The sequence below is a fragment of the Methylobacterium sp. J-118 genome (assembly GCF_057836565.1).
In genome coordinates this window covers 4,335,449-4,348,226 of the sequence record NZ_JBYQFA010000001.1, presented here as the reverse complement: position 1 = coordinate 4,348,226, position 12,778 = coordinate 4,335,449, and the positions used below count along the sequence as shown (strand labels likewise).

Below are 12,778 nucleotides of genomic sequence, written 5' to 3'. Positions count from 1 at the left end.
TGACGAGCCCCGTGAAACGCCTCCTCACCGCCCTCCTGGTCATGACCGCCAGCGCCCCCGCCGTCCGGGCGGAGCCGATCGGCATGCGGTTCCGCGGCACGGTCCTCCGGGCGGAGGCCGACCGCCTGGAGATCCGCCGCTCCACCGGGAGCACCCTCACCCTGCGGATGGATCCGCGGACCCGCGTCTACGCGGTGAACCAGACCGACCTGCGGGCGATCAAGCCCGAGAGCTACGTCAGCGTGGTCGGTGCCGCGGGATCGGAGCCCCGGCGGGTCACGGCGGTGACGCTGTATTCGCCCTCCGAACGCGGCTTCGAGGCGGGGAGCCAGCCCTGGGACACCGCCCCCGGCGCGACGCTGACGGCCGGCTGGGTGGCCGATCTGCGGCGCGGCGCGACCCTGCGGCTGGCGCTCGCCTATGGCGGTGGCCAGTCGGCCTTCGAGATCCCCGGGGACACGCCGGTGACCCAATTCTCCCCCGGCGAGAAGGCCCTGCTCGAGCCGGGCGCGGCCGTCACGGTCTTCGCCCGGTCGGATGCGGACGGGGCCCTCGATGCGGGGACGATCGCGGTGGGCCGGCAGGGCGCCGTGCCGGGCCTCTGACGGGCCGACCGCTCGCCCCGGCGGATGGCCTGGGCGGATGCGTCACCGTTCCCGCCGCCGGACCGCGCGCCCGGCGCGAAGCTGCGCTACATCGGTCGATCATGACCGATTCCGCCTTCACCCTCGATCCGCGACTGGCCGCCGACACCGTCGAGATGGGCGACCTCGCCCTGTGCCGCGTGCTGCTGATGGACGATGCCCGGTTCCCCTGGCTGATCCTGGTGCCGCGCCGCGCCGACGTCACCGAGATCATCGATCTGTCCGGTCCGGACTCGGACGCCCTGTGGCACGAGATCCGCCTCGCCACCGGGGTCATGCAGGGGCTGGCCAAGCCCGACAAGGTCAACGTCGCCGCCCTCGGCAACGTCGTGGCCCAGCTCCATGTCCACGTGGTCGGCCGCTTCCGCTCGGATCCGGCCTGGCCCGGTCCGGTCTGGGGCGTCGGGACCCGCACGCCCTACCCGCTCCACGCCCGTGCCCAGCTCATCGAGCGCGCCGGCGCCCTGTTCTCCGCAGCCTGATCCCTCGCATGACCGATCCCCGCGACACCCTGGGCTTCGTCCGGAACCGCCTCGACCGCCATTCGGCCGAGCAGCCTGAGGAGGCCGTGCCCGCCTTCGATGCGCCCGATGCCCACCTGGTCCTCCTGTGCGGCGACAGGATCGTCCTGCGTGGCGCCACCGCGCTGATCGCCCCCGGCGACGCCGCCGACCTCGCCGACGGCCCGCGGGTCTTCCTCGGCCATCGGGACGGGCGGCCGGTCTTCGCGGCCGCCGCTCCGGCCGAGGTCGCGGAGCGCTTCGCGGGCGACGAGGTCCGGACCCTCGACCTGCGCAGCATCGCCACGGAATCGGCCGTGGAGGCGGAGGAGCTGGGCCTCCTGGCGGTGGCCAAGTCGATGCTCGACTGGCACGCCCGCCACGGCTTCTGCGCCAATTGCGGCACCGCGACCGTGGTGCGGGCCGGGGGCTTCCGTCGGGAATGCCCCACCTGTGCCGCGCACCACTTCCCCCGGGTCGATCCCGTGGTGATCATGCTGGTGCGCCGGGGCGATGCCTGCCTGCTCGGCCGCGGCCCGCACTTCCGACCGCAGATGTATTCCTGCCTCGCGGGCTTCCTGGAGCCCGGCGAGACGATTGAGGACGCGGTGCGCCGCGAGGTGTTCGAGGAAACGCGCATCCGCGTCGGTGCCGTCACCTACCGGACCTCGCAGCCCTGGCCGTTCCCGTCCTCGCTGATGCTGGGCTGCGCCGCGGAGGCCCTCGACGAGGCCATCGTGACCGATCCGAAGGAGCTGGAGGATGCGCGATGGTTCGACCGCGCCGCCGTCGCCGCGATGCTGGCGGGGAGCCATCCCGAGGGGATCCAGGCCCCGCCGCCCATGGCGATCGCCCACTACCTGATGCGGGCCTTCGTGGCCGGCGAGACCTGATCGTTCCGCGGCCGGGTCAGCCCGGACCGCCGCTGCGCCGGCTCGGATCGTCGGCGGGGTCGATGTAGTTCAGCCCGAACGGGCCGGAGCCGTTGACCTGCAGCTCCACCGGCTCGTCGGTGGTCCAGAGGGAATGCGGCATGTCCTCCGGCAGGTAGACGAAGCCACCCGCCGTCAGCGCCGCGCCCTTCGTCCTGTCCAGGGTGCGCCCGTGCGCGTGGTAGATCGACCCCGACAGGATCGTCAGCGTTTCGGGCTTCGCATGCGTGTGCGGCGCGATCACCGTGTGGGCCGGGAACTTGAGCCGCAGCACGAACGGCCCGGGCTGGGCCGGATCCCCGGCGACGCGGCTGATCAGCGTGCCCTTGGGCAGGTTCGGCGGCCCCGGCTCGTAGCGGACCGACGCCGCGTCGGGCTTCACCACCATCCCGCCCGCGTCCTGGTCCGCCGCCAGGGCCGGACCGGCCACCGCGAGCAGGGCCGCAGCACCGAGCCAAAACTGTTTTCTCATCGCGCGCCTCCCGGATCTCTTGAGGGTTCTGTCGCGAGGGTCCAGGCCCCCGGCCCTGTTCTGGTGCAGGCCCGGCGGCTTCACAGCACCGGCTGACGAAACACATCGTCGCGGGCCCGCCCATCGTGACCGCGGCCTCCTCGAACCTGCTGCTGCGTGGCGCGACACTCGTCGCGTCCGGGCCATCCGGTACACCGCTTCCCGGCGGTGCTTGGCGGCCGCGATCTCGGTGATCGCCGCGTCGCTGACACGGGAGACCCGCTCAACGCCGCGCGGCATCGGCGATCAGATCCATCATCGCCTCGTAGGCGGCGGGCGCGACCATGTGGGCCATCACCCGGTTGTGGTTGAGGATCGCGACCGTTTCACCCTGCGCCTCGCTCACCACGGCGGCGGGGCTCCTCTTCAGGTCTGATACGCTGGCAGCCACGTTCGCCAGGACGGTCTGCGTCTCACGCCCCGCCGGGTGCTGCGTCGAGCACATTCGATACCGGTTTCAGGGCCGGAATCTGGCGCGGTGCGCGAAGGCTTCAAACCACTTCAGATCGCCACCCGCTCCGGCGCGGTCTCGACCTGCGCGGCACCCCGCATCTCCGAGAACGCCTCGCCGACCATCAGCAGCGCCGGCCCGTCGAGGCCCGCGGCCTCGACGCGGTCGGCGAGGTCGGCCGCGGTGCCGCGCAGGGCCTGCTGGTTCGGGCGGGTGGCGTTGAAGACCAGGAGCGCCGGGGTCGAGGGGGCCAGCCCCTCCGCCACCGCCCGGGCGAGCAGCGCCCGCAGGGTGCGCTTGGGCATGTAGACCACGGTCGTGACGCTCGGATCGGCCAGCGCCCCCCAGTTCAGGTCGTCCGGGAGGTCGCCGCGGCGGTCATGGCCGGTGACGAACTGGAGCCGGCGCGCGGCGTCGCGATGGGTCAGGGACAGGCCGAGGGAGGCCGCCGCCCCCTGCGCCGCCGAGACCCCCGGCACCACGGTAACCGGGATGCCGGCGGCCCGGCAGGCCTCGATCTCCTCGCCGGCCCGGCCGAAGACCAGCGGATCGCCGGATTTGAGCCGCACCACCTGCTTGCCCGTGCGGGCGAGCTGCACCATCAGCGCGTTGATGTCGTCCTGGCGGCAGGACGGGCCGTGGCCGGTCTTGCCGACGAGCATCGTCCGCGCCTCGCGGCGGGCGTAGTCCAGGATCTCAGGGGCGACGAGGTCGTCGTACAGGATCACGTCGGCGTTGCGGAGCGCCCGGAGCGCCTTGAGGGTCAGGAGTTCCGCGTCCCCGGGGCCGGCCCCAACCAGCGTCACCGCACCGCCCTTCGGTGCGGCCTCGGTCTCCCCGAGCAGCTCGGCGAGGTCCTGCTCCGAGGGTGCCCGGTCGGGCTCCGCGAAGGCGCGCTCGGTGAAGCGCTCCCAGAAGACGCGCCGTTCGGCGAACCCGTGGAAGCGCGCCGTGACGCCGTCGCGCCAGTCCCGGGCGGCCGCGACCCAGCGGGCGAAGCCCCGGGGCAGCATCGCCTCGATCCGGGCCCGCACGGTCTGGCCGAAGACCGGGGCGGCGCCCTCCGTGGAGATGCCCACCACCAGCGGCGAGCGGTTGACGATGGCGCCGAACTTCACGTCGCAGAGATGCGGCCGGTCGACCGCGTTGACGATGGCCCCGGCCCCGCGGGCAGCCACCACGAAGGCGACGCACTCGGCCTCGTCCTCCAGGGCGCCGATGCAGAAGGCCGCGCCCCAGAGGTCGTCGGGGGTCCAGGCGCGCTCGTGCAGCACCACCTGCCCGTCGACGATCTCGCCCGGGACCGCGCGCAGCTCCTCGCCGGGCTCGGGGGCGTAGACGTCGACATGGGCGCCGGCCGCGGCCAGCACCTTCACCTTCCAGGGTGCCCCGCCGGAGGAGCCGGCCAGGACCACGCGCTTGCCGCGCAGGGGCACGAAGACGGGCAGCACCGCCAGCGGCTCCAGGCCGGCGGCCTTGGTCTCGCGGGGCGCGCGGGCGGCGCGCAGGGGGGTATCGGTCACGGCTCTGTCCTGAAGTCTGCCTCGTGCCGGTCATCCCGCCGGACACCCTCGTCCTGGGGCGCCGCTTCGCGTCCGCACCCTAAGAGGAGGGGCTGGCGGGACGGGCCGATCGGTCCTCACCGGCGAATATACCAAACAATCACGCCGCGCGGGCGGTTTGCCCGGCGAGCATCTTGCGGATCTCCGGTATGCAGGAGCCGCAATTCGTGCCGGCCTTGCAGGCGGCGCCCACCGTCTCCACGGATCCGGCCCCCGCGGCGATCGTCGCGGTGATCACGTCGGCGCCGACCCCGTGACAGGCGCAGACCACGGGCCCCGCCGAGGCGGTCGCGGCCCGGCCCGAGAGCAGCGCCCGTCGCTCGGCGCTCTCGGGTTCCTCGGCGGCGAACAGGGCCTTGGCCGCCTCCCAGTCCGGCCGCTCCGCCGCGGGCGCGTAGGCGAGGCACGCGACGAGGCGCGCGCCGTCATAGACCGCGCAGCGGTACCGGTCCCGGGCGTGATCGGCATATTCCGCCAGTTCGCAGCCCGCCAGGGCCTCGCTCTGGATCAGGCCGCGCACCATCAGCGCCACGGCCCGGGAGCTGTCCTGCGTGGCGAACTGCACGCCCCAGCCGCCGGTGATCGCCGCCCGCGCCCACCACCAGCCCTCGGGCAAATCCACCTGCCGGCGGGTCATCAGGAAGCCGCGGGCCCGGTAGGCCACCGGCGCCACGGCGGCCGGCGTCGCCTTCAGCTCGGGCTGGCCGGACACCGGATCGGGCATGCCGCGCACCAGGGCGCCGACCCGGGCCCGCGACGCGAAGGCGCCGCCCCAGTGCATCGGCATGAACACGTTGCCCGGCACCACCGTGTCGGTGACCGTCACCTCCAGCTCCGCCTCGCCGTGCGCGGTGGTCAGCCGCGCGATGCCGCCGTCGGCGAGGCCATGGGCCGCCGCGTCGTCCGGGTGGACCTCGACGAACGGGACCGCGCGGTGTGCGGACAGGCGCTGGCTCTTCCCGGTGCGGGTCATGGTGTGCCAGTGGTCGCGCACCCGGCCAGTGTTGAGCACGAACGGGAACGCCTCCGAGACCGCCAGGGCGAGGCCGGGCGGCTGCACCGCCACGAAGCGGGCCCTCTGGTCGAAGGTGTAGAACCGCCCGTCGCCGAACAGCCGGGCCTTGCCCTGCGGGGCGCCGCGCGGCCCGGAGCGCTTCGGGATCGGCCACTGCACCGGCAGGTTCACGTCGTAGGCGGCGTCGCTGAGGTCGGCGAGCGCGCCGAGGTCGAAGTCGCGCGTGCCGTTGTTCTCGTAGGCCGAGAGCCCGGCATGCTCGCGGAAGATCGCGGCGGCGGAGTCGAACGCGAAGGCCCGGCCGTGGCCGAGCCGGCGGCCGACCTCCGCGAGCACCGCCCAGTCGGGGCGGGCCTCGCCGGGGCTGTCGAGGAAGCGGCGCTGGCGGGAGATCCGCCGCTCGGAATTGGTGACGGTGCCGTCCTTCTCGCCCCAGCCCTGCGCGGGCAGCAGCACCGTCGTCTTGCCGAGGCCGCGGGCGGTGTCGGAATCCGCCACCGCCTCGGAGACCACGTAGAGGTCGAGGCCGCCGAGCGCATCCCGGATCAGGTCGGCCCGCGGCATCGAGACCAGCGGGTTGGTGCCCATCACCCAGAGGGCCTTGATCTTGCCCTTGGCGACCGCCTCGAACAGGGCGACCGCCTTCATGCCCTCGCCGGTGATGATCCGGGGCGCGCCCCAGAAGCGGCGCACCCGGTCGACCTCCTCGGGGGCGAAGTGCATGTGCGCGGCCAGCATGTTGGCCAGCCCGCCGACCTCGCGCCCGCCCATGGCGTTGGGCTGGCCGGTCAGCGAGAACGGCCCCATCCCGGTCTCGCCGATGCGGCCGGTGATCAGGTGGCAGTTGATGATGCTGTTGCCCTTGTCGGTCCCCTGTGCCGACTGGTTCACCCCCTGCGAGAAGGCCGTGACCACCCGGCGGGTGCCGGAAAACAGGGCGTAGAACGCCGCGATGTCGGCCTCCGGCACCCCCGTCGCGGCGGCGACGGCCGCGGCGTCCGGTGCGATCAGGCGGGCGCGCTCCAGGGCGCCGTCGAGCCCGGCCGTGTGGGACTCCACGAAGGCGCGATCGCGAAACCCGTTATCCGACAGGTAGACGAGGAGCCCCGAGAACAGGGCCACGTCGGTGCCCGGCCGGATCCCGAGGAACAGGTCGGATTCCTGCGCGGTCTGGGTCCGGCGGGGGTCGATCACCACGAACTTGGTGCCCCGCCTTGCCTTCGCGTCGGCCATGCGCCGGAACAGGACCGGATGGCACCAGGCGGTGTTGGAGCCGACCAGCACGATCAGGTCGGCCTCGTCGAGATCCTCGTAGCAGCCCGGCACGGTGTCGGAGCCGAAGGCCCGGCGGTGGGCCGCGACCGCGCTCGACATGCACAGCCGCGAATTGGTGTCCACGTGCGGCGTGCCGATGAAGCCCTTCGCGAGCTTGTTGGCGACGTAGTAATCCTCGGTGAGCAATTGCCCCGAGAGGTAGAAGGCGATGGCGTCCGGCCCGTGCTCATCGGCGACCGCGCGGAGCTTTCCCACCACGGTGTCGAGGGCCGCGTCCCACGAGACCCGCGCCCCGTCGACCTGTGGGTGGAGCAGGCGGTTCTCCAGCGACAGGGTCTCGCCCAGCGCCGAGCCCTTGGAGCACAGGCGGCCGTAATTGGCCGGGTGCTCGGCATCGCCCGCGATGGCGGCGCCCCCCTGCCCGTCCGGTGTCGCGAGCACGCCGCATCCGACCCCGCAATAGGGGCAGGTGGTCCGCACTGCCGGGTCTGCCACGGGCTGAAGCATGGCTGGGTCCTCGAAAGTCTCGTGTCCGACGGCGCCCGCAAGAGGCGGGCCGCGTGCTCCCTCCCCCCTCTGCGGGGGAGGGTGGCCCCCGCGTCAGCGAGGGTCGGGAGAGGGGAGCGCCGGATCCGGAGGGGTCGCGTCGGAAGCCAGATCCTGAACCGTCGCGCTGCCCCTCTCCCGCCCCGCATCCGCCGGGCACCCTTCCCCACAGAGGGGGGGGGAGGGTTTTGGCTGATCAGTACACGTCGGCCTGGTAGCGCCCGGCCTTCTTCAGCGCGGCGAAATATGCCACCGCATCCTCGGGGTTCTTGCCGCCGTGGCTGGCCGCCACGTCGATGATCGCCCGCTCCACGTCCTTGGCCATGCGCTTGGCATCGCCGCAGACGTAGAAATGCGCGCCGCCCTCCAGCCACTTCCACAGCTCGGCGCCGTTCTCGCGCATCCGGTCCTGGACGTAGGTCTTCTCCGTGCCGTCCCGGGACCAGGCGAGCGACAGGCGGGTGAGCACCTTGTCGTCCTTCAGCCTGGTCAGCTCGTCCTTGTAGAAGAAGTCCGAGGCCTGCCGCTGGTGGCCGTAGAACAGCCAGTTCCGGCCGGATGCCTGCGTCGCGGCGCGCTCGCGCAAAAACGCCCGGAACGGCGCGATGCCGGTGCCGGGGCCGCACATGATCACGTCCTTCGACAGGTCGGCCGGCAGCCCGAAGCCGTGGGCCTTCTGGAGGTAGACCTTGACCCGGGTCTGCTCGGGGAGTCGCTCGCCGAGATGGGTCGAGGCCACCCCGAGCCGCAGCCGCGAGCGGTGGTTGTAGCGCACCGCGTCCACCGTCAGGGACACCCGGCCGACGTCCATCTTGGGCGAGGACGAGATCGAGTAGAGGCGCGGCTGGAGCTCGTCCAGCGCCTCCAGGAAGACCTCCGCGTCGGGCCGCGCGCCGGGGAACTTGTGCAGGGCGCCGAGCACGTCGAGATAGGTGGCGTCGCCGTCGGGATCCTCGCCGGAGGCCAAGGCCTGCGCTTTCTTGCGGGCCGCCCCCGAGGTGAGGAGCGACAGGAGCTGGTAGAGATTGTCGGGTGCCGCGCCCAGGGCGTAGTTGATCAGCAGGTGCTCGCGCAGGGTCCTGGCGCCGATGACCCGTTCCGGGCGGGCGCCCAGCTCGGCGATCACCGCGTCCACCAGCGCCGGGGCGTTGGCGGGGAACAGGCCCAGGGAATCGCCGACCTCGTACCGGATCGGCGTGTCGTCGAGGCCGATCTCGATATGCCACGTCTCCTTCTCGCCGCCCGGCTCGTTGAGGCGGCGGCGGGACAGGAACAGCGCCTCCACCGGGTTCTCGCGGCAATAGCCGAGCGGCCCGAGATCGGTGGCGGCCGTCGGGGACTTGTCGTCCGCCTTCGGAGCAGCGGGTGCGCCGGAGGCGGCGCCGAATTCCTCCTCCAGCTTCTTGAGCATGCGCAGGGTCTCCTTGCCGCCGGGCTGGCAAAGATTCAGGCGCGCCTCGTTCTTGAGGAAGATCGCGTTGGCATAGTCGGCGCAGTTGTAGCCGCACTGGCCGCAATCCTGCTGGGCCATGGCGGCCATGAGCTTCTGCGGCTCGGGCCGGTCCTTGGCCATGTCCATCCGGTCGCCGATCGGGACGGAGGGGTCGTGCCAGGGTGCATCGTCGTTGTCGGCCAGCCGCGGGCCGCCGGGCGGGGCCTCACCCGGCGCCAGCGCGGTGGCACCCGCGACGGCCGGGCCGAGGAGCGCCGCGAAGTAGCCCGAGAGCCAAGCGCGCTGGTCCTCGTTGAACGGGGCGGTCTCGGGGATCAGGACGAGGGGCGGCGAGACGTGCTGGCTCATGCGGCGACCTTTAGGGCGGGCTGGTCCTCGGCGGCGTCGCGGAGCGCCTCCGCACCGGTGCGGCCGGTGAAGGCCTGGAAGCTCTCCTCGGGCCCCTGGCGGCGGTCGAGATAGGCGCGCAGCAGCGCCTCGACGCGGGAGGGGCAATCCTCGGCCTTCACGGCCTTCCAGATCTCGGTGCCGATCTTCGGGTTCTCGGCGAAGCCGCCGCCGACCACGATGTCGTAGCCCTCGACGGTATCGCCCTCTTCCGAGACGACGACCTTGGCGCCGATCAGCCCGATATCGCCGATATAGTGCTGGGCGCAGCTGTGATGGCAGCCGGTGAGGTGGACGTTCACGGGCACGTCGAGGTCCGGGACGGCCGCCTCGACATGGTCGGCGATGACCAGGGCGTGGCCCTTCGTGTCCGAGGCGGCGAACTTGCAGCCCCGGGCGCCCGTGCAGGCCACGAGGCCGGAGCGGATGCCCGCCGCCCTGGTGGAGAGCCCCAGCGCCTCGACCCGGGCCTCGACCTCGGCGACCCTCGCGTCCGGCACGCCGGAGAAGATGAAGTTCTGCCAGACGGTGAGACGGATCTGGCCGTCGCCGCAGTCGCGGGCGATCTCGGCCAGCGCCCGGACCTGATCGCTGGTCATCTTGCCGACCGGCAGGACCACGCCGATCCAGTTGAGGCCCGGCTGCTTCTGCGCGTGGACGCCGACATGGGCGTAGCGGTCGGTGGGCTTGCGCGGCGCCACGTGCTCCGGCGCGACCCGGTCGAATTTGCGACCGAGCTTCTCCTCGACGGCGGCGAGGTACGTGTCGAAACCCCAGGCGTCGAGGACGTACTTCATCCGGCTCTTGTTGCGGTTGGTCCGGTCGCCGTTCTCGATGAACACCCGGATGATCGCGTCCGCGACCGCGTTGCACGCCTCGGGCTTGAGCACGATGCCGGTGTCGCGGGCGAGGTCCCGGTGACCCGAGATGCCCCCGAGGACGAGGCGCATGTAAATGCCCGGCGGCACCGCGGCGCCCTCCAGCACCTCCACCGCCTGGAAGCCGATATCGTTGGTCTCCTCCAGCGTCGGCATCACGCCGCTGCCGTCGAAGGCGACGTTGAATTTGCGCGGCAGGCCGTAGAGCGAGCGGTCGTTGAGGATCCAATTGTGCCAGGACTTGGCGAGCGGGCGCGTGTCCAGCAGTTCCTGCGCGTCGATCCCGGCCGTGGACGAGCCGGTGACGTTTCGGATGTTGTCGGCGCCCGAGCCCCGGGCGGTCAGGCCGATATCGGTGAGCCCGTCGAGGAACGGCTGGGCGTGTTCCGGGCCGATCTCGCGCACCTGAAGGTTGGCCCGCGTCGTCACGTGGACATAGCCGCCGCCATGCTGGTCAGCGAGGTCGGCGACGCCGGCGAATTGCCAATGGTGCAGGATCCCGTTCGGGATCCGCAGCCGGCACATGTACGAGACCTGGTTCGGCGCGACCCAGAACAGGCCGTGGTAGCGCCAGCGGAAATTGTCCTCGGGCTTCGGCTGCTTGCCGGCGGCGGCCTCCTGGATCAGGCGGTTGTGACCCTCGAAGGGACTCTCCGCGCGCTTCCACTTCTCCTGCTCGCAGAGCTTGCCGCCGTCCTTGACGGTCTTGTCCTGCGCCTTGATGTGGATCGCGTCCGGGCCGGTGGGCTCGGCGGGCGGCGCGGCCGCCCCGGCGCCGCCGGCCAGGCCGCCGGTCATGCGGATTGCGGCGATGCCGGACGCGAAGCCTTCGAGGTAGCGCTTCTGCTCCGCGTCGAAGGCGCTCGCTTCGGTCTGTGTCGGGGTCTCGGACATCCGCGCCTCCTCTAAGCGGCCAGCGGCTCGGACGCGGGGCGCCCGAACATCAGATCGTCGACGTTCTCGATGGGGTCGCCGGAGCGGATCAGGCCCTTGCAGGCGCCCTGCTCGGCGATGTCGCCCACGAAGACGGCACCGATCAGTTTTCCGTCCCGCAGCAGCAGCTTGCGGTAGAGGCCGGCGCCGGGATCGGACAGCACGATCGCCTCGGCATCGTCCGGGGTGTCGACGGTCCCGGCGGAGAAGACCGGAAGGCCCGAGACCTTGAGGCTGGTGGAGAGCGCGGTGCCCCGGTACTCGGCCGGCTGGCCGGCGAGGTGGCGGGCGAGCGTTTCGGCGTGCTCGTAGGCGGGCTCGACCAGCCCGTAGACGAGCCCGCGGTGCTCGGCGCACTCGCCCAGGGCGAAGATGCGCGGGTCCGAGGTGGTCAACCGGTCGTCGACCTTGATGCCGCGGCCGATCTCCAAACCCGCCGCCTGCGCCAGCCCCACGGACGGCCGCACGCCCACCGACATCACCACGAGCCCGGCCGGGAGCACGGTCCCGTCCTTCAGGACGAGGCGTTCGACCCGGCCATCGCCTTCGATCCGGTCGGTGTCGGCCTGCAGGATCACCCGGACGCCCCGGGCCTCCATGGCACGTTTGACCAGCCCGGCGGCGTGGTGATCGAGCTGGCGCTCCATCAGCCGGTCCATGACGTGGAGCAGGGTCGTGTCGACACCCAGGCGCGCCAGCCCGACCGCGGCCTCGAGGCCGAGCAGGCCCCCGCCGATGACGATCGCCCGGGCATGCTGGACGGCCGCCCGGCGGATCGCCGCCACGTCGGCCAGATCGCGGAAGGTAATCACCCCCGGGAGGTCCATCCCGGGTTTCGGCAGGCGGATCGGGAGCGACCCGACCGCCAGGACCAGCTTGTCGAAGGGAAGGACATGGGTCTCGCCGACCATGACCAGGGCGTTCTCCCGGTCGATCTGCGTGACCGGCGCGCCGGTGATCAGGCGGATGCCGTGGGCCGCGTACCAGTCGAGGCCGCGGAATTCGCAGGCTGCCTCATCGACTTCGCCGCCGAGCAGCGAGGAGAGCAGGACCCGGTTGTAGGCGGCCTGCGGTTCGGCGCCGACGCAGGTGACGTCGAAACGGTCGCGGCAATCCTCGGTCAGGCGCTCGAGGAAGCGCAGCGAGGCCATGCCGTTGCCGACGACGACGAGTCTCTCACGCGGCAGGCCGGTTTCGGCGCGCGCGTCGGGTACGCGGGTGTCCAAAGGGGATGTCGCCATCGCTCGTTCGTGTCTGGAACCTCGATTGCAGGGTCGTTGGCGGACCGCCCACGAAAAAGCCGCTGCCGGTGATCTCCCAGCCGGCTTCAGCCTCAGGAGAACCGGATCAGCGGCCTCGCTGACGGCGCTGCCCGTCGCCGTTGACGGACCCATGTGAGGTAGCAGCTTCCGTGCCAGAGACGGCGCCAGGTGCTTAAGTCGCGGACCGGAAAGGCAGGATGCGTTTCGGCCGCAGGGCCGGGATCCGCCCGGGCCCGCCCTGTGCGCTGCACAAAAAGCGGGCGCACGCCGGTTAAATGATCAGTCGCCCGTTACCTGAACGACAGCGCGCGGCACCGGGGTGCGCCGGGTCTGGTCCGGAGACGCCGCATGGACGCGACGTTGAGTCCGCAGCCTCCGAGCGCATCGGGGCAGGCGCGAGGAATCAGTCCGGTCAGACCGGAGATTCTG

Annotated in this window: 10 protein-coding genes; 3 read left to right on the top strand and 7 right to left on the bottom strand. The window is 72.1% G+C overall.

The window, feature by feature from the left end; all coding sequences use genetic code 11:
- Positions 1-11 precede the first annotated feature (11 nt).
- The 3 genes from AC3IF3_RS21235 to nudC all read left to right on the top strand — a co-directional run bounded on the left by AC3IF3_RS21235 (position 12) and on the right by nudC (position 2,037).
- Positions 12-605, top strand: coding sequence for a hypothetical protein (locus AC3IF3_RS21235; protein ID WP_489230230.1), 594 nt, complete (start codon positions 12-14; stop codon positions 603-605).
- A gap of 101 nt (positions 606-706) precedes the next feature.
- Complete coding sequence (locus AC3IF3_RS21230) at positions 707-1,126, top strand: HIT domain-containing protein (protein ID WP_489230229.1); 420 nt, start codon at positions 707-709, stop codon at positions 1,124-1,126.
- Between the two features lie 8 nt (positions 1,127-1,134).
- A complete protein-coding gene (gene nudC, locus AC3IF3_RS21225; protein ID WP_489230228.1) occupies positions 1,135-2,037 on the top strand; it encodes an NAD(+) diphosphatase in 903 nt (300 codons plus the stop codon).
- A 16-nt stretch (positions 2,038-2,053) separates the two neighbouring features.
- On the opposite strand, the gene AC3IF3_RS21220 is transcribed toward nudC, so the two are convergent.
- The 7 genes from AC3IF3_RS21220 to AC3IF3_RS21190 form a co-directional block, all read right to left on the bottom strand.
- On the bottom strand, positions 2,054-2,548 hold the full coding sequence (locus AC3IF3_RS21220) for a cupin domain-containing protein (RefSeq protein WP_489230227.1): 495 nt from the start codon (positions 2,546-2,548) through the stop codon (positions 2,054-2,056).
- A gap of 262 nt (positions 2,549-2,810) precedes the next feature.
- Positions 2,811-2,936, bottom strand: coding sequence for a hypothetical protein (locus AC3IF3_RS21215; protein ID WP_489230225.1), 126 nt, complete (start codon positions 2,934-2,936; stop codon positions 2,811-2,813).
- A 152-nt stretch (positions 2,937-3,088) separates the two neighbouring features.
- Positions 3,089-4,561 (bottom strand): siroheme synthase CysG, encoded by a 1,473-nt coding sequence (gene cysG, locus AC3IF3_RS21210; RefSeq protein ID WP_489218105.1) that lies wholly within the window; start codon positions 4,559-4,561, stop codon positions 3,089-3,091.
- A gap of 139 nt (positions 4,562-4,700) precedes the next feature.
- A complete protein-coding gene (locus AC3IF3_RS21205) occupies positions 4,701-7,397 on the bottom strand; it encodes a nitrate reductase (protein WP_489230224.1) in 2,697 nt (898 codons plus the stop codon).
- A gap of 235 nt (positions 7,398-7,632) precedes the next feature.
- Positions 7,633-9,237 carry a sulfite reductase subunit alpha gene (locus AC3IF3_RS21200; RefSeq protein WP_489230223.1) on the bottom strand — a complete coding sequence of 535 codons (1,605 nt, stop codon included), beginning with the start codon at positions 9,235-9,237 and terminating at the stop codon, positions 7,633-7,635.
- Positions 9,234-11,048 carry a NirA family protein gene (locus AC3IF3_RS21195; RefSeq protein WP_243967553.1) on the bottom strand — a complete coding sequence of 605 codons (1,815 nt, stop codon included), beginning with the start codon at positions 11,046-11,048 and terminating at the stop codon, positions 9,234-9,236. The genes AC3IF3_RS21200 and AC3IF3_RS21195 overlap by 4 nt, the downstream gene beginning before the upstream one ends.
- Before the next feature lie 11 nt (positions 11,049-11,059).
- A complete protein-coding gene (locus AC3IF3_RS21190) occupies positions 11,060-12,328 on the bottom strand; it encodes an NAD(P)/FAD-dependent oxidoreductase (RefSeq protein ID WP_489230222.1) in 1,269 nt (422 codons plus the stop codon).
- Between the last annotated feature and the right edge of the window lie 450 nt (positions 12,329-12,778).